This is a genomic window from Methylobacterium sp. GXF4 (assembly GCF_000272495.1).
In the GTDB taxonomy this organism is placed as follows: domain Bacteria; phylum Pseudomonadota; class Alphaproteobacteria; order Rhizobiales; family Beijerinckiaceae; genus Methylobacterium; species Methylobacterium brachiatum.
Genome location: NZ_AKFK01000111.1, coordinates 1 through 14,205, shown reverse-complemented (window position 1 = coordinate 14,205; position 14,205 = coordinate 1). Strand labels below are relative to the sequence as shown.

The 14,205-nt window shown below is 68.5% G+C and carries 19 protein-coding genes and 1 pseudogene; 8 read left to right on the top strand and 12 right to left on the bottom strand.

Annotated elements, in window-relative coordinates; all coding sequences use genetic code 11:
- Positions 1-567: pseudogene (locus WYO_RS28395) on the bottom strand (flagellar biosynthetic protein FliO); the annotation flags it as partial.
- A 330-nt stretch (positions 568-897) separates the two neighbouring features.
- Between WYO_RS28395 and flgB the strand changes: the two are divergent.
- The 8 genes from flgB (at position 898) to recA (ending at position 8,524) form a co-directional block, all read left to right on the top strand.
- Positions 898-1,302 (top strand): flagellar basal body rod protein FlgB, encoded by a 405-nt coding sequence (gene flgB / locus WYO_RS28390; protein ID WP_007569297.1) that lies wholly within the window; start codon positions 898-900, stop codon positions 1,300-1,302.
- 58 nt (positions 1,303-1,360) lie between these two features.
- On the top strand, positions 1,361-1,768 hold the full coding sequence (gene flgC, locus WYO_RS28385) for a flagellar basal body rod protein FlgC (protein ID WP_007569295.1): 408 nt from the start codon (positions 1,361-1,363) through the stop codon (positions 1,766-1,768).
- 32 nt (positions 1,769-1,800) lie between these two features.
- The gene (fliE, locus tag WYO_RS28380) at positions 1,801-2,115 is read left to right on the top strand and encodes a flagellar hook-basal body complex protein FliE (protein WP_007569293.1); all 315 of its coding nucleotides are present in this window, start codon (positions 1,801-1,803) and stop codon (positions 2,113-2,115) included.
- A 56-nt stretch (positions 2,116-2,171) separates the two neighbouring features.
- Entirely contained in the window at positions 2,172-2,438 is a 267-nt protein-coding gene (gene fliQ / locus WYO_RS28375; RefSeq protein ID WP_007569292.1) for a flagellar biosynthesis protein FliQ, read from the top strand.
- A 51-nt stretch (positions 2,439-2,489) separates the two neighbouring features.
- A complete protein-coding gene (fliR, locus tag WYO_RS28370; protein ID WP_007569290.1) occupies positions 2,490-3,251 on the top strand; it encodes a flagellar biosynthetic protein FliR in 762 nt (253 codons plus the stop codon).
- 32 nt (positions 3,252-3,283) lie between these two features.
- Complete coding sequence (flhB, locus tag WYO_RS28365; protein WP_007569288.1) at positions 3,284-4,351, top strand: flagellar biosynthesis protein FlhB; 1,068 nt, start codon at positions 3,284-3,286, stop codon at positions 4,349-4,351.
- Positions 4,352-4,542: 191 nt separating this feature from the next.
- On the top strand, positions 4,543-7,269 hold the full coding sequence (locus WYO_RS28360) for a PAS domain-containing sensor histidine kinase (RefSeq protein WP_007569287.1): 2,727 nt from the start codon (positions 4,543-4,545) through the stop codon (positions 7,267-7,269).
- Positions 7,270-7,432: 163 nt separating this feature from the next.
- Positions 7,433-8,524 carry a recombinase RecA gene (gene recA, locus WYO_RS28355; protein WP_007569285.1) on the top strand — a complete coding sequence of 364 codons (1,092 nt, stop codon included), beginning with the start codon at positions 7,433-7,435 and terminating at the stop codon, positions 8,522-8,524.
- 349 nt (positions 8,525-8,873) lie between these two features.
- Here recA and rpsQ read toward each other — a convergent pair whose 3' ends face one another.
- Genes rpsQ through rpsJ form a run of 11 tightly spaced genes read right to left on the bottom strand, consistent with a single transcriptional unit; the run spans position 8,874 to position 14,103 of the window.
- A complete protein-coding gene (gene rpsQ, locus WYO_RS28350; protein ID WP_007569283.1) occupies positions 8,874-9,140 on the bottom strand; it encodes a 30S ribosomal protein S17 in 267 nt (88 codons plus the stop codon).
- Between the two features lie 21 nt (positions 9,141-9,161).
- Positions 9,162-9,377, bottom strand: coding sequence for a 50S ribosomal protein L29 (rpmC, locus tag WYO_RS28345; RefSeq protein ID WP_007569282.1), 216 nt, complete (start codon positions 9,375-9,377; stop codon positions 9,162-9,164).
- Between the two features lie 12 nt (positions 9,378-9,389).
- Positions 9,390-9,803, bottom strand: a complete 414-nt coding sequence (gene rplP / locus WYO_RS28340; RefSeq protein ID WP_007569280.1) for a 50S ribosomal protein L16 — start codon at positions 9,801-9,803, stop codon at positions 9,390-9,392.
- Positions 9,804-9,814: 11 nt separating this feature from the next.
- Positions 9,815-10,561: a 30S ribosomal protein S3 gene (rpsC, locus tag WYO_RS28335; protein WP_007569278.1), complete on the bottom strand. Its 747-nt coding sequence runs from the start codon at positions 10,559-10,561 to the stop codon at positions 9,815-9,817.
- A 10-nt stretch (positions 10,562-10,571) separates the two neighbouring features.
- Entirely contained in the window at positions 10,572-10,958 is a 387-nt protein-coding gene (gene rplV, locus WYO_RS28330) for a 50S ribosomal protein L22 (RefSeq protein WP_007569277.1), read from the bottom strand.
- Position 10,959: 1 nt separating this feature from the next.
- Positions 10,960-11,238, bottom strand: coding sequence for a 30S ribosomal protein S19 (rpsS, locus tag WYO_RS28325; RefSeq protein ID WP_007569276.1), 279 nt, complete (start codon positions 11,236-11,238; stop codon positions 10,960-10,962).
- A gap of 5 nt (positions 11,239-11,243) precedes the next feature.
- A complete protein-coding gene (gene rplB / locus WYO_RS28320) occupies positions 11,244-12,080 on the bottom strand; it encodes a 50S ribosomal protein L2 (protein WP_007569274.1) in 837 nt (278 codons plus the stop codon).
- A 25-nt stretch (positions 12,081-12,105) separates the two neighbouring features.
- Entirely contained in the window at positions 12,106-12,402 is a 297-nt protein-coding gene (locus tag WYO_RS28315; RefSeq protein ID WP_007569272.1) for a 50S ribosomal protein L23, read from the bottom strand.
- Positions 12,399-13,019 carry a 50S ribosomal protein L4 gene (gene rplD, locus WYO_RS28310; protein ID WP_007569271.1) on the bottom strand — a complete coding sequence of 207 codons (621 nt, stop codon included), beginning with the start codon at positions 13,017-13,019 and terminating at the stop codon, positions 12,399-12,401. Before rplD ends, WYO_RS28315 begins: the two co-directional genes overlap by 4 nt.
- The gene (gene rplC / locus WYO_RS28305; protein ID WP_007569270.1) at positions 13,019-13,744 is read right to left on the bottom strand and encodes a 50S ribosomal protein L3; all 726 of its coding nucleotides are present in this window, start codon (positions 13,742-13,744) and stop codon (positions 13,019-13,021) included. Before rplC ends, rplD begins: the two co-directional genes overlap by 1 nt.
- Before the next feature lie 50 nt (positions 13,745-13,794).
- On the bottom strand, positions 13,795-14,103 hold the full coding sequence (rpsJ, locus tag WYO_RS28300; RefSeq protein WP_007569268.1) for a 30S ribosomal protein S10: 309 nt from the start codon (positions 14,101-14,103) through the stop codon (positions 13,795-13,797).
- Positions 14,104-14,205: the final 102 nt, after the last annotated feature.

The window sequence follows — 14,205 nt, the reverse complement described above, 5'->3', positions numbered from 1 at the left end:
CGAGACCTCCTGTCCCGGCTCGTCGCCGCCCAGCAGGTTGACGTCGAGCGGGAAGGTCACCGGCGGCGCGGCGGCCGAGCGCGGGACCGGCGGCGCCACGACGACCGGCATCTCGAAGCCCGGATCGAACAGGGGCTCGGAGCGGCGGCCCGCGATCTCGGCCAGGGCCCGGGGCGGCTCGGCCAGGCGTCCGCCCTGTGCCAGCGGGTCCGGCAGCGGCTCGGCCATCGGCTCCGACCCGGTGTCGGAGCGCAGGGTCGCCTCGGGCAGGGGGCGCTGGGTGCGCTGGATGTTGCGCTCGACCACCACGTCGTTCGGGCCGCCGACCAGCAGCAGGTGCTCGACATTGTCCCGGCGCAGCAGGATCAGCTGCCGGGCGCGGTCGAGCTCGTACACGTCGACGATCCCGAGCCGGGGCTGGCGTCCGCGGGCGGGCGTGCGCCCGGGCAGGGCCAGGCTGCGACCGGTCAGGCGGCGCACCGTGAACACGATCGCGGCCAACGCCGTGAAGATGACGGCGAAGATCACGACATACTGGACGATGGGGGAGCCCTCAGAACCGAACACGGATTGCAGCCATTGCAAGGTTACGCACTCGCACGTTTCGGCCGCCGCAGGGCCGCGCCCGGCACGAGCCTCGCTCATACCACGCCGGCGGGCCTGCAAGGCAAACGACGTTAAGACTTCGTTAACAGGCCCTTAAGTTTAGCGCCATCAAGACAAGAGGTTGTGAAGCACCGACCGCCGCCATCCCCAGGAACATGGCCGGCGGACCGCACGGTGGCGGCCCGGGCCGGGGCCGGCCTCGCCCGCGCTTAACCATGCATTAACCAAGCAGGCGGCAGATTTTGCCGAGCCCGCCCGATCCCGCGCGGCGTCGCGAGACCGGAGGCGAACGTGGCCCTGACCGACCTGCCCGTCCTGGGGATGCTGCGCACCCGGATGCAGTGGGCGCAGGCACGCCAGGGCCTGATCGCCGAGAACGTCGCCAACGCCGACATGCCGGGCTTCAAGCCGCGCGACCTGGCGGAGCTGCGCTTCGACCGGGCCACCGGCACCGCAATCAACGCCTCGCCGGGCCTGGCGCTGACCAGCCCGGCCCATCTCGCGCCCCCCGGTCAATCCGAGGCGGGGGCCGATGCCAAGGGCGCCAAGCGCTTCGAGATCCGCCCGAACGGCAATGCGGTGAACCTCGAGGACGAGATGATGAAGGCCGGCGACAACCAGTCGGATTACCAGCTCGCCGCCTCGCTCTACCAGCACAGCTTGACCACCCTGAAGATCGCCATCGGCAAGAGCTGACCGCGCCGGAACCGAACCGGACGTGTCGTCGACAAGCGGCGGAGGAGGGCCCTGAGCCATGGAATTCAGCAAGTCGCTCACGGTGGCGGCCGCCGGCCTCAAGGCGCAGTCCGGCCGGATGCGGATCATCGCCGAGAACATCGCCAACGCGGATTCCGCCCCGGCCTCGCCCGGGACCGAGCCCTATCGCCGCAAGATCCCGTCCTTCACCAGCCACATGGATCCGGAGACCGGGGCCAAGCTGGTTGAGGCGGGCCGCGTCCGGCGCGACCCCTCCGCGTTCCGGACCAAGTTCGAGCCCGGCAACCCCGCGGCCAACGCCCGGGGCGAGGTGCAGATGCCCAACGTCAACGCGCTGATCGAGAACATGGACCTGCGCGAGGCCCAGCGCTCCTACGAGGCGAACCTCAACATGGTGACGTCCACGCGCAAGATGCTGTCGCAGACGCTGTCGATCCTCAAGTGAGCGCGCAAGTGAACGCGAAGGAAGCCTAGTCGATGGCGACGAGCAATTTCGCGGCCGGTGCCTACGCCGCCGTCCAGGGCATGGCCAACGGCCGCCCGGCCCCCAAGGTCCAGTCGACCGGCGAGGCCGGCGGCAACTTCATGCAGCTCCTCGGCAACGCCCTGGACAATGTCGGGGATGCCGGGCGGCGGGCCGACGGCCAGGCGATCTCGGCGGCCTCCGGCAAGGCCAACGTCGTCGACGTGGTCACCGCCGTGGCCGAGAGCGAGACCGCCCTGCAGACCATGGTGGCGGTGCGCGACCGCATGATCTCTGCCTACGAAGAGATCATGCGGATGCAGATTTGAGCATGGTCCAGCCGGATCCCGGATTCCCCCTGCCTCCCCTTTGAGCAACACGCCCCATGACCGGCCTGGCCATCCTCGACGTCGCCCGCGACGGCATCTTCGTCTTCCTCAAGGTCGCCGGGCCGCTGATGCTGGTCGCCCTCGCGGTCGGTCTGATCGTCTCGCTGATCCAGGCGCTGACGCAGGTCCAGGAGCAGACCCTGATCTACGTGCCCAAGATCGTGTCGGTCTTCGCCGCGCTGCTGCTGATGCTGCCGTTCATCGGCGACGCCATGGCCGGCTACATGACGCGCATCGCCGCCCGCATCGCGGCCGGCGGCTGATGGCGACCGGCGGCGGGACAGGGGCGGCGCGCGCATGCCATAGGGGCGGCGATGAACCTGCTCCTGCCCGGCATCGCCTCGGCCTATCTGATCACCTTCGCGCGGGTCGGCACGCTGATCATGCTGATGCCCGGCGTCGGCGAGCAGATGGTGTCGCCGCGGATGCGGCTGGCCTTCGCGCTGCTGACCACGTTGGTGCTGTTCCCCAGCGTGCGGCCGCTGCTCGGCGGCACCGAGGGCCTGGCCGGCCCCCGGCTGATCGGGCTACTGTTCGCCGAGACGATCGTCGGGCTGGTGCTCGGCCTGTCGGTCCGGATGGTGCTGGCCGCCCTGCAGACCGCCGGCCTGATCATCTCGCAGCAGCTCGGCCTGGCCTACGCCATGACGGTGGACCCGAGCTACGGCGGGCAGCAGGCCGCGCTGGGCAACTTCCTGTCGCTGCTCGGCGTCACGCTGATCTTCGCCGCCGACCTGCACCATCTTGCCATCGAAGGCCTGGCGCAGAGCTACGTGGTGCTGCCGCCGGACGGGGTCCCGGCCTTCTCGGACGCGCTGATGCTGGCGCTCAAGGCGCTGACCCGGGGCTTCACCCTGGCGGTGCAGATCTCCGGGCCGTTCATCGCCTTCGGGCTGCTGTTCAACCTCGGGCTGGGCGTGCTGTCGCGGCTGATGCCGCAATTGCAGGTGTTCTTCCTCGCGGTCCCGGCCTCGGTGCTCGTCGGCATGCTGATCCTGATGGGCTCGCTCGGCGTCATGATGGGCGTCTTCCTGGACGATCTCGGCCGGTATCTCGGCGAGTTCGTCGGGCGCTGAGCGTCCCTGTGCACTGAGGTCGAGCAGACAAGATGGCCGAGGGCGCGGAGCAGGAAGACAAGACCGAAGAGCCGACCCAGCGGCGGCTCGATCAGGCGATCGAGCGCGGCGACGTCGCGACGAGTGCCGAGATCAACACCTTCGCGATCCTCGGCGCCTTCACGCTGGCCCTGGTGATCGCGGCCCCCAGCATCGCCCAGAGCCTGACCCAGGGCCTCAAGGCCTACCTCGCCAACGCCCACACCCTGCCGGACGACGCCACCGCCATGAAGCAGGCGGCGACCCGCGGCCTCTGGCTGTGGCTGCAGGCCGTGGCGGTGCCGGTCGGGATGGCGGCGGCGGCCGGCCTCGCCGCCGGGCTGCTCCAGCACCCGCTGGTGCTCACCACCGAAACCCTGATGCCGAAATTCGACCGCATCTCGCCGATGGCCGGGGTCAAGCGGCTCATGGGGATCGAGGCCCTGTTCCAGTTCGGCAAGGGTCTCGCCAAGATCGGCGCGGTCGGCATCGTCGGTGCCGTGCTGCTCTGGAACGACCGCGACCGGCTCGAGGTGTTCGCCCGGCTCGACCCGGCCGGGAGCCTGTCGGCGATCCTCTCCCTCAGCCTCCGGCTGCTCGCCGGCATGCTGTGCATGCACCTCGCCATCACGCTCGGCGACGCATTCTACGCGCGCTTCCGCTGGCGCAAGCGCCACCGCATGTCGAAGGAGGAGATGAAGCAGGAGATGAAGGAGGCGGACGGCAACCCGGAGGTCAAGGGCCGCATGAAGCAGCTCCGCATGGCCCGGGTGAAGAAGCGGATGATGGCCGCCGTCCCGACCGCCACCGTGGTGGTGACCAACCCGACCCACTACGCGGTGGCCCTGCGCTACGAGGCCGGCATGGCCGCGCCGATCTGCGTCGCCAAGGGCGTCGACGCCCTGGCCCTGCGCATCCGCACCGTGGCGGCCGAGCACGGCGTCGCGGTGATCGAGAACCCGCCGCTCGCCCGCGCCCTGCACGCCACCGTGGAGATCGACCGCGAGATCCCGGCCGAGCATTACCGGGCGGTGGCGGAAGTCATCGGCTTCGTCCTGCGCCTGCGCCGGCGGGCGGCGTAACAGCAAGGGCTGGTATTCAGCGCGCCGATCGCATGACACAGCGCGGAAAAGCCACGCTTCCTCCACCTTTTTTTGCGAGGCTGCACCACGGCTTGGCGCGACACGACCGACGCGACGAGAGTGGTGCCGTGCTGCCCGAGCCCTGCTATGGCCGGCGGGCCTAACCGGGTGAATGTTCTGGAATGATGCCGATGGCCGACGTCACTGGACCTCCGGCGCCCGCGACGGGCACGCAGATCTCGGGTTCTCACGGGAACGGCGCGATCGACCGCTCGGAGCAGCCGGGCCGGGTCGGGCTGCTGCTCGTGCTCGCGGGTCTGCTGGTCGGGGCCGCCATCGGCCTGTCCTTCGTGGCCAACGAGCAGGCCCAGTCGCTGATCGTCTGGCTGCTCGCCCTACTGGCGATGGCCGGCGTGTTCTTCCTGTTCGCGCTCGCCATCGGAGCGCTCCAGCTCAGCGGCACCGCCACTCGGGACGACATCACCAAGGGCATCGTCGACGCCTCGCCGGACGGGGCGCTGGTGGTGGAGGATGGCGGGAGGCTGATCTACGCCAACGAGGCCTATCTGCGGGTGGCCGGCGGCGACGCCTTCTCGAACCTCGTGCCGGTGGAGCGCATCCTGGTCGGCTCGCCGGAGGTCTCGGAGGCGGTCTACCGCCTGTCGCAGGCCTCGCGCGACGGCCGGGCGCACACCGAAGAGATCCGGATGTCGCCGCCGCTCGGGCCGCAGGCGCATGAGCGCGGCTTCGGCTGGTACCGGGTCTCGGTGCGCCCGCTGGCGCGCCCGCGCCGGGCTGCCTCGCTCTGGACCGTGGCCGACATCACCGCCGAGCGCGAGCGCCAGGAAAACGTCTTCCAGGAGCTCCAGCACGCGATCGACTATCTCGACCACGCCCCGGCGGGGTTCCTGTCGATCGATCCGGCCGGCGCGATCGTCTACATGAACGCGACGCTGGCGGCCTGGCTCGGCTACGACCTGGCGAGCGTCGGCCCCGGCGGCCCGCACCTCACCGAGATCGCCCCGGAGGCCGACGTCCTGGTCCGCACCGCGGGCCTGCCCGGCGAGGTCCGCACCGACCGGTTCGACCTCGACCTGCGCCGCCGCAACGGCCACACCCTGCCGGTGCGGCTCTACCACCGGGTCGCCTTCGGCAAGGACGGCAAGCCCGGCTCCTCGCGGACCTTCGTGATCAACCGCTCGGCCGGGGCCGAGACCGACGAGCCGCAGCGCGCCGCCGAGGTGCGGCTCGCCCGCTTCCTCAACAATTCGCCGATCGCCATCGCGACCCTCGACCGGTCCGGCCGGATCGCCCGGGCCAACACCTCGTTCACCCGGCTGTTCGGCACGGTGCCGCGCCAGGCCGACGAGGGCGGCCCCGAGGGGGAGGGCAATCAGGGCGCCGAGCCCAACGTCGCCGACTCGGTGGTCGACCGCGCCTCCCTGGAGGCCGGCCTCGCCCGGGCGGCGAGCGGCCTGTCCGACCCGGAGCCGATCGAGGTCCAGCTCAGCGGTCCGGGCGGGCGCTCGGCGCGGCTCTGGCTCAGCCCGGCCGACAGCAGCGACGCCACCCACCAGGCCGACGAGGCCGAGCGCGTGATCCTGTACGCCCTCGACACCACGGCGCAGCGCCAGCTGGAGCAGCAGGTCGCCCAGGCGCAGAAGATGAACGCGGTCGGCCAGCTCGCCGGCGGCATCGCGCACGACTTCAACAACGTGCTGCAGGCGATCATCGGCTACTCGGACCTGCTGCTGGCGAGCCACCGGCCGACCGATCCGGCCTTCCAGGACATCATGCAGATCAAGCAGAACGCCAACCGGGCGGCGGGCCTCGTCCGCCAGCTCCTGGCGTTCTCCCGCCGCCAGACCCTGCGCCCGGAGGTGATGAATGTCGGGGAGGGGCTCTCGGAGCTGACCCTGCTGCTCAAGCGGCTGCTGGGCGAGCGCGTCGCCCTAGAGCTGAAGCACGGCCGCGACGTCTGGCCGGTCAAGGCCGACGTCAACCAGTTCGAGCAGGTGATCGTGAACCTCGCGGTCAATGCCCGCGACGCGATGCCGGACGGCGGCAAGCTGATGATCCGCACCGAGAACGTGACCGATCCGGGCCCGGCCGCGACCGTGGACGGGCGGGGCGGGGCGCCCGCGGGCGACCACGTGCTGATCGAAGTGCGCGACACTGGCCAGGGCATCCCGCCCGAGCTGATGGAGAAGATCTTCGAGCCGTTCTTCACCACCAAGGAGATCGGCAAGGGCACGGGCCTCGGGCTCTCGACGGTGTTCGGCATCGTCAAGCAATCCGGCGGCACCATCGACGTGCAGTCGAAGATCGGGGAGGGGACCGCCTTCCGCATCTACCTGCCGCGGCACGTGCCCGTGGCGGAGCCCGAGGAGGCCGCCCCCGCGATCCAGGCCCTGCCGCGGGCCGACCTGCCGGCGCCCGGCCAGGCGCCGGCCAAGCCCACCGGAACCGGCGAGGCCGCCGAACGGGCCGCCAAGACGAAGGCTCCGGAGAAGCCGGCCCCGCGCAAGCCCGCGGCCGACCATACCGGGCAGGGGACGATCCTGCTGGTCGAGGACGAGGATCCCGTCCGGGCGGTCAACAGCCGGGCGCTCTCGGCCCGGGGCTACACGGTGCTGGAGGCCGCCTCAGGCCTGGAGGCCCTGGCGATCGTGCGCGAGGGCAGCCAGCCGATCGACCTCGTCGTCTCCGATGTCGTGATGCCGGAGATGGACGGCCCGACCCTCCTGCGCGAGGTGCGCAAGCACCAGCCGGACCTGAAGGTGATCTTCGTCTCCGGCTACGCCGAGGACGCGTTCCGCAAGAACCTGCCCGAGGGCGAGGCCTTCAACTTCCTGCCCAAGCCCTTCAGCCTGAAACAGCTGGTCGAGACCGTGAAGAAGACCATGGCGGCCGACTGACGCCGCGACCGCGACCGACCCGGTGGAGAACCTGCGCGCCGCCCCCTCGGGGCAGCGTTCTCGTATCCCGCACCCTTGCCGAAATAGAACAAAACAGGTACATAGGCGCAGTGTTGCCGCGCGTTGTGAATGGCGCGCAACCCCTTCATAAGGAGCCCGCCAGATGGCCCAGCCTGCATTGAAAGTGGTCGACATGCCCCCGGTGGACAAGGACAAGTCCAAGGCGATCGACGCCGCCCTGTCCCAGATCGAGCGCGCCTTCGGCAAGGGCTCGATCATGCGTCTGGGCAAGAACGACAAGGTGCAGGAGGTCGAGACGATCTCCACCGGCTCGCTCGGCCTCGACATCGCCCTCGGCGTCGGCGGCCTGCCCCGCGGCCGGGTCGTGGAGATCTACGGCCCCGAATCCTCCGGCAAGACGACGCTGGCGCTGCACACCATCGCCGAGGCCCAGAAGAAGGGCGGCGTCTGCGCCTTCGTGGATGCCGAGCACGCGCTCGATCCGGTCTATGCCCGCAAGCTCGGCGTCAATCTCGACGACCTGCTGATCTCGCAGCCCGATACCGGCGAGCAGGCCCTGGAGATCACCGACACGCTGGTGCGCTCCGGCGCCATCGACGTGCTGGTGGTCGATTCGGTCGCCGCGCTGACCCCGCGGGCCGAGATCGAGGGCGAGATGGGCGAGAGCCAGCCCGGCCTCCAGGCCCGCCTGATGAGCCAGGCCCTGCGCAAGCTCACCGGTTCGATCTCGCGCTCGAACTGCATGGTGATCTTCATCAACCAGATCCGGATGAAGATCGGCGTGATGTACGGCAGCCCGGAGACCACCACGGGTGGCAACGCGCTGAAGTTCTACGCCTCGGTGCGCCTCGACATCCGCCGCATCTCGACCCTGAAGGATCGGGACGAGGCGATCGGCAACCAGGTCCGCGTCAAGGTCGTGAAGAACAAGGTCGCGCCGCCGTTCAAGCAGGTCGAGTTCGACATCATGTTCGGCGAGGGCGTGTCGAAGGTGGGCGAGCTGATCGATCTCGGCGTGAAGGCCGGCATCGTCGAGAAGTCCGGCGCCTGGTTCTCCTACAACAGCCAGCGCCTCGGTCAGGGCCGCGAGAACTCGAAGGGCTTCCTGCGGGACAACCCCGAGATCGCCGGCAAGATCGAAGCCTCGATCCGCCAGAATTCCGGCCTTGTGGCCGAGAAGATCCTGGAGAACGCCAAGCCGACCGACGACGAGCTCGACGAGGGCGAGGCCTGAGAGCTTCGGCCCATCGCAAGCCTCCAAAGGGCGTCATGCCCTTTGGAGGCTTCGGGACAGCGTCCTGATCCGTCGGGGAAACCCAGCAGCAGGGCCTGCCTCGAACCCGCAGAAGCCACGGACGCGTCGGGCTGAATCCAACCCGACGCGTCCGCTTTACGACCGACCTCAGAAACGACAACGCCCGGCACGAATCCGGCCCCGTGAGGGTCGAACTTCGTCCGGGCGTTCGTCGTTCTGGAGGTCCCAAAGGTCGGGACGGCACCGTCAACAGTGCATCAGCCCAATCTCAAGACATCCAGCCCCGTTGAGGCGGACGCGGAAACCCGCAGCCGCCGTTTCCCGTGTATCAGGCGGCTTCGCCGGTCTCGGCGACCGCGGCAGCCTGGTCCTCGACCAGCTTCCAGGTCTTGGTCTTCGAGAAGGGACGGCACTCCTCGATGAACACCGTCTGCCCGACCTTGGCGACATTCGCCTCGTCGTGGGCATGGTAGTTCTTCGAGCGGCGCACGGTCTTCTTCATCACCGGGTGGGTGAAGCGACGCTCCACCTTCACCACGATGGTCTTCTCGCCCTTGTCGCTGACGACGGTGCCCTGCAGGACGCGCTTCGGCATGGTGTTCTCCTAAGCCCTTCGTCAGCTCTTGGACGCCTGCAGCGTCTTCGAAGGCTGCAGGGTGCGGACGCGGGCGATGTCGCGGCGGACCTCACGGACGCGCGCGACGTTCTCGAGCTGGCCGGTGGCCCCCTGGAAGCGCAGGTTGAACTGCTCCTTCTTGAGGTTCAGCAACTCGTCACTGAGCTGATCCGGCGACAACGCCTTCAGATCAGACACTCTCTGGGTCGACTTCACGATAGCCTCCGTTCAGTCGGCGATGCGTTGGACGACCCGCGTGCGGATCGGGAGCTTGGCGGCGCCGAGGCGCAGGGCCTCCTTGGCGATGTCTTCGGCAACGCCGTCGACCTCGAACATGATCCGGCCGGGATGGACGCGAGCGGCCCAGTAATCCGGGGCGCCCTTACCGGAGCCCATGCGGACTTCGGTCGGCTTCGAGGAGACCGGAACGTCCGGGAACACCCGGATCCAGACGCGGCCCTGGCGCTTCATCTCGCGGGTGATCGCGCGGCGGGCCGCCTCGATCTGCCGGGCGGTGACGCGCTCGGGCTCCACCGCCTTCAGGCCGAACTGGCCGAAGTTCAGCTCGAAGCCGCCCTTGGCCGCACCGTGGATGCGGCCCTTGAACTGCTTACGGAAGCGAGTCTTTTTCGGTTGCAGCATGGCTTCCTACCTTACGCGTGCTCGCGCTCGCGGCGTCCGCGCTCGCGGCCGCCCTCGCCATCGCGCTCACGGCGTCCGCCGGAGCGGCCGCCCTCTTCCTGGGCCTTCTTGTCCTGGGCCATCGGGTCGTGCTCAAGAATCTCGCCCTTGAACACCCACACCTTGATGCCGCAGGTGCCGTAGGTCGTGAACGCCGTGGCGGTGCCGTAATCCACGTCCGCACGTAGCGTGTGCAGCGGAACCCGGCCCTCACGATACCATTCCTGACGGGCGATCTCGGCGCCGCCGAGACGGCCCGAGCAGTTGATGCGGATGCCCTCGGCGCCGAGACGCATCGCCGACTGCACGGCGCGCTTCATAGCGCGACGGAAGGCGACGCGGCGCTCGAGCTGCTGCGCGATCGAGTCGGCCACCAGGGTGGCGTCAATCTCGGGCTTGCGCACCTCGACGATGTTGATCGTAACGTCGGCCTTGGTCATCGTGCCGACGAGCTTGCGCAGCTTCTCGATATCCGCGCCCTTCTTGCCGATCACCACGCCCGGACGACCCGAGTGGATGGTGACGCGGCACTTCCGGTGCGGACGCTCGATGACGATCTTCGAGACGGCGGCCTGCTTCAGCTGCTTCATGAGGGCGGCGCGGATCGCGACGTCCTCGTGCATCAGCTTGGCGTACTCGCCTTTGCCGGCGAACCAGCGGGAGTCCCAGGTCCGGTTGATACCGAGACGGAGACCGATCGGATTGACTTTCTGGCCCATGAGATCCTCCTTAAGCCGCTTCGGCCTGGCGGACTTCACGAACCACGATGGTGAGGTTCGAGAAGGGCTTCAGGATACGGGCGCCGCGACCGCGGGCGCGGGCGTGGAAGCGCTTGAGCACGAGGGCCTTGCCCACGAACGCCTGAGACACGACGAGGTCGTCGACGTCCAGGTCGTGGTTGTTCTCGGCATTGGCGATCGCGCTCTCGAGGCACTTCTTGACCTCGGTCGAGATGCGCTTGCGCGAGAACTCCAGATCGGCCAACGCGGTGTCGACCTTCTTGCCGCGGATCATCTGCGCCACGAGGTTCAGCTTCTGCGGGCTCACGCGCAGCATGCGCGCGACCGCCTTGGCCTCGTTCTCGGGGAGCGCGCGGGGGGTGGCTTGCTTGCCCATCTCAGCGCCTCTTCGCCTTCTTGTCGGCCGCGTGCCCGTGGAAGGTGCGGGTCGGCGAGAACTCGCCGAACTTGTGCCCCACCATCTCCTCGGAGACGTAGACCGGGATGTGCTTCTGCCCGTTGTGCACACCGAAGGTGAGCCCGACGAACTGCGGGAGAATCGTGGAGCGGCGGCTCCAGATCTTGATGACCTCTGAGCGCGAGGAGCCCCGCGCCGCTTCGGCCTTCTTGAAGAGGTAGCCGTCGACGAACGGCCCCTTCCAGAGAGAGCGTGCCATAGCGATTACTTCTTGCGGTTGTGGCGGCTGGACAGGATGAACACGTCGGTCCGCTTGTTGGACCGGGTCTTCTTCCCCTTGGTGGGCACGCCCCACGGCGTGACCGGGTTGCGGCCGCCCGAGGTACGGCCCTCGCCGCCGCCGTGCGGGTGATCCACCGGGTTCATGGCCACGCCGCGGTTGTGCGGGCGCTTGCCGAGCCACCGGTTGCGCCCGGCCTTGCCGAGCGAGATGTTCATGTGGTCGGGGTTCGAGACCGCGCCGACGGTCGCGAAGCACTGACCGTGCACGAGGCGCTGCTCGCCCGAGTTCAGGCGCAGCGTCACGTAGCCCTGGTCGCGCCCGACGATCTGGGCGTAGTTCCCGGCCGAGCGGGCGATCGCGCCGCCCTTGCCGATCTTCAGCTCGACGTTGTGGACGATCGTGCCCACCGGCATCGAGCCGACCGGACCGGCATTGCCCGGCTTGATGTCGACGTTCTCGCCGGTCACCACCTTGTCGCCCGGCTGCAGGCGCTGCGGAGCCAGGATGTAGCTCTGCTTCCCGTCGGGGAAGTTGATCAGGGCGATGAACGCGGTGCGGTTCGGATCGTACTCGATCCGCTCGACCGTCGCGGCGACACCCGGCTGCTCGCGGCGCTTGAAGTCCACGTTGCGCAGGACGCGCTTGTGGCCACCGCCGCGGAAGCGGACCGTGATGCGACCCAGGTTGTTACGGCCGCCGGAGGAGCTCTTGCCCTCCGTCAGCGCCTTCACCGGCTTGCCCTTGTAGAGCTCACGGCGGTCGACGAGCACGAGCTGGCGCAGGCTCGGCGTGACCGGTTTGAATGTCTTCAAGGCCATCGGCTTGGATCCCTAAAACCCGTCCTCAGAGCCCGGTCGTGACGTCGATCGTGTGGCCCTCGGCCAGGGTCACGATCGCCTTCTTCACGTCGGAGCGCTGTCCGCGGAGACCGCGGAAAATCTTCTTCTTGCCCTTGGTCACGAGGGTGTTCACCGCCGTGACCTTCACGTCGAACAGCTTCTCGACCGCCTCCTTGATCTGAGGCTTGGTCGCCTTGGGGCCGACCCGGAAGACGACCTTGTTCTGCTCGGTCAGGTTCGTCGCCTTCTCGGTGATGACCGGGGAGACGATGATGTCGTAGTGGCGCGGATCGGCACTCATTTGAAACGCTCCTCCAGCGCGTCGACGGCGGCCTTGGTCAGGACGAGCGTGTTACGGCGCAGGATGTCGTAGACGTTGATGCCCTGCACGGGAAGCACGTCGATCTGCGGGATGGCACGCGCGGCGCGGCCGAAATTCACGTCGACCTCGGCACCGCCGATGATCAGCGCGTTGGAGAGGCCCATCTTGCCGAAGCGCTCGATGAGACCCTTGGTCTTGTGATCCTCGATCTTGATGTCGTCGACGACGATCAGGGTCGAGGCCTTGGCCTTGGCCGACAGGGCGTGGCGCAGGGCCAGCGCACGGACCTTCTTGGGAAGGTCGTGGCTGTGGTCGCGCACGACCGGGCCGAAGGCACGTCCGCCGCCCCGGAACTGCGGGGCCGAGGCCGCGCCGTGACGGGCGTTGCCGGTGCCCTTCTGCTTGTAGAGCTTCTTGCGGGTCCGGTTCACGTCCGAGCGGTTCTGCACGGCGTGGGTGCCGGCGCGCCGCTTGGCGAGCTGCCAGCGGACCATACGCTGCAGGAGATCGGCCCGCGGCTCGAGGCCGAAGATCGTCTCGTTCAGCTCGACCGAGCCGGCACCGGCGCCGTCGAGGGTGGTGACATCGAGCTTCATCACACGGTCTCCTCAGACGCGGCGGCTTCGGGGGCCGAGGTCGAAGCGCCGTTCTCACGGAACTTGCCCGGCAGCGGAACGTCGGCGGGGAGCTTGCGCTTGACCGCATCGCGGATCTGGATCCAGCCGCCGGCGACGCCCGGCACCGCGCCCTCGACCAGGATCAGGCCGCGCTCGGGATCGGTGCGCACGACGCGCAGGTTCTGGGTGGTGACCCGCTCGACACCGAGGTGACCCGGCATCTTCTTGTTCTTGAAGGTCTTGCCCGGGTCCTGACGGCCGCCGGTCGAACCGATCGAACGGTGCGAGATCGACACGCCGTGGGTGGCGCGCAGACCGCCGAAGTTCCAGCGCTTGATACCGCCGGCGAAGCCCTTACCCGTGGTCGTGCCCGTCACGTCGACGAACTGGCCCGGGATGAAGTGGTCCGCGGTGATCTCGGCGCCGACCGGGATCAGCGCGTCCTCGGACACGCGGAACTCGGCGAGCTTCTTCTTCGGCTCGACCTTGGCGATCGCGAAGCGGCCGCGCTCGGCAGCCGACACGTTCTTCACCTTGGCCTTGCCGACGCCGACCTGGAGGGCGACGTAGCCATTCTTCTCAACGGTGCGGTGGGCCACCACCTGGCACTGATCGATCTTAAGCACTGTGACGGGGACATGCTCCCCCGCGTCTGTGAAGACGCGGGTCATGCCGACCTTCTGTGCGATGACGCCTGAGCGCATAGGTCTCTCCCTCGCGCGATGAAACGGTAAGCTCTAAGTCCCAGCGGGACTCAGAGCTTGATCTCCACGTCCACGCCGGCGGCGAGGTCGAGCTTCATCAGCGCGTCCACGGTCTGCGGCGTCGGATCGACGATATCGAGCACTCGCTTATGCGTGCGCATCTCGAACTGCTCGCGCGACTTCTTGTCGATGTGCGGCGAGCGGTTCACGGTGAACTTCGCGATATGCGTCGGCAGCGGGATCGGACCCCGGATGGTCGCGCCGGTGCGCTTGGCCGTGGAGACGATCTCCTTGGTCGACGCATCGAGGATGCGGTGATCGAACGCCTTGAGGCGGATGCGGATGTTCTGACCGTTCATAATCCTGAAACCTTGAGAGGGACGGCGGGGAGTGCGAGGACAGGTCCCCGCCGCGCCCTGCTAAGGATGCTGTCCTGGCTTAGTCGTTGATGGCGGCGACGA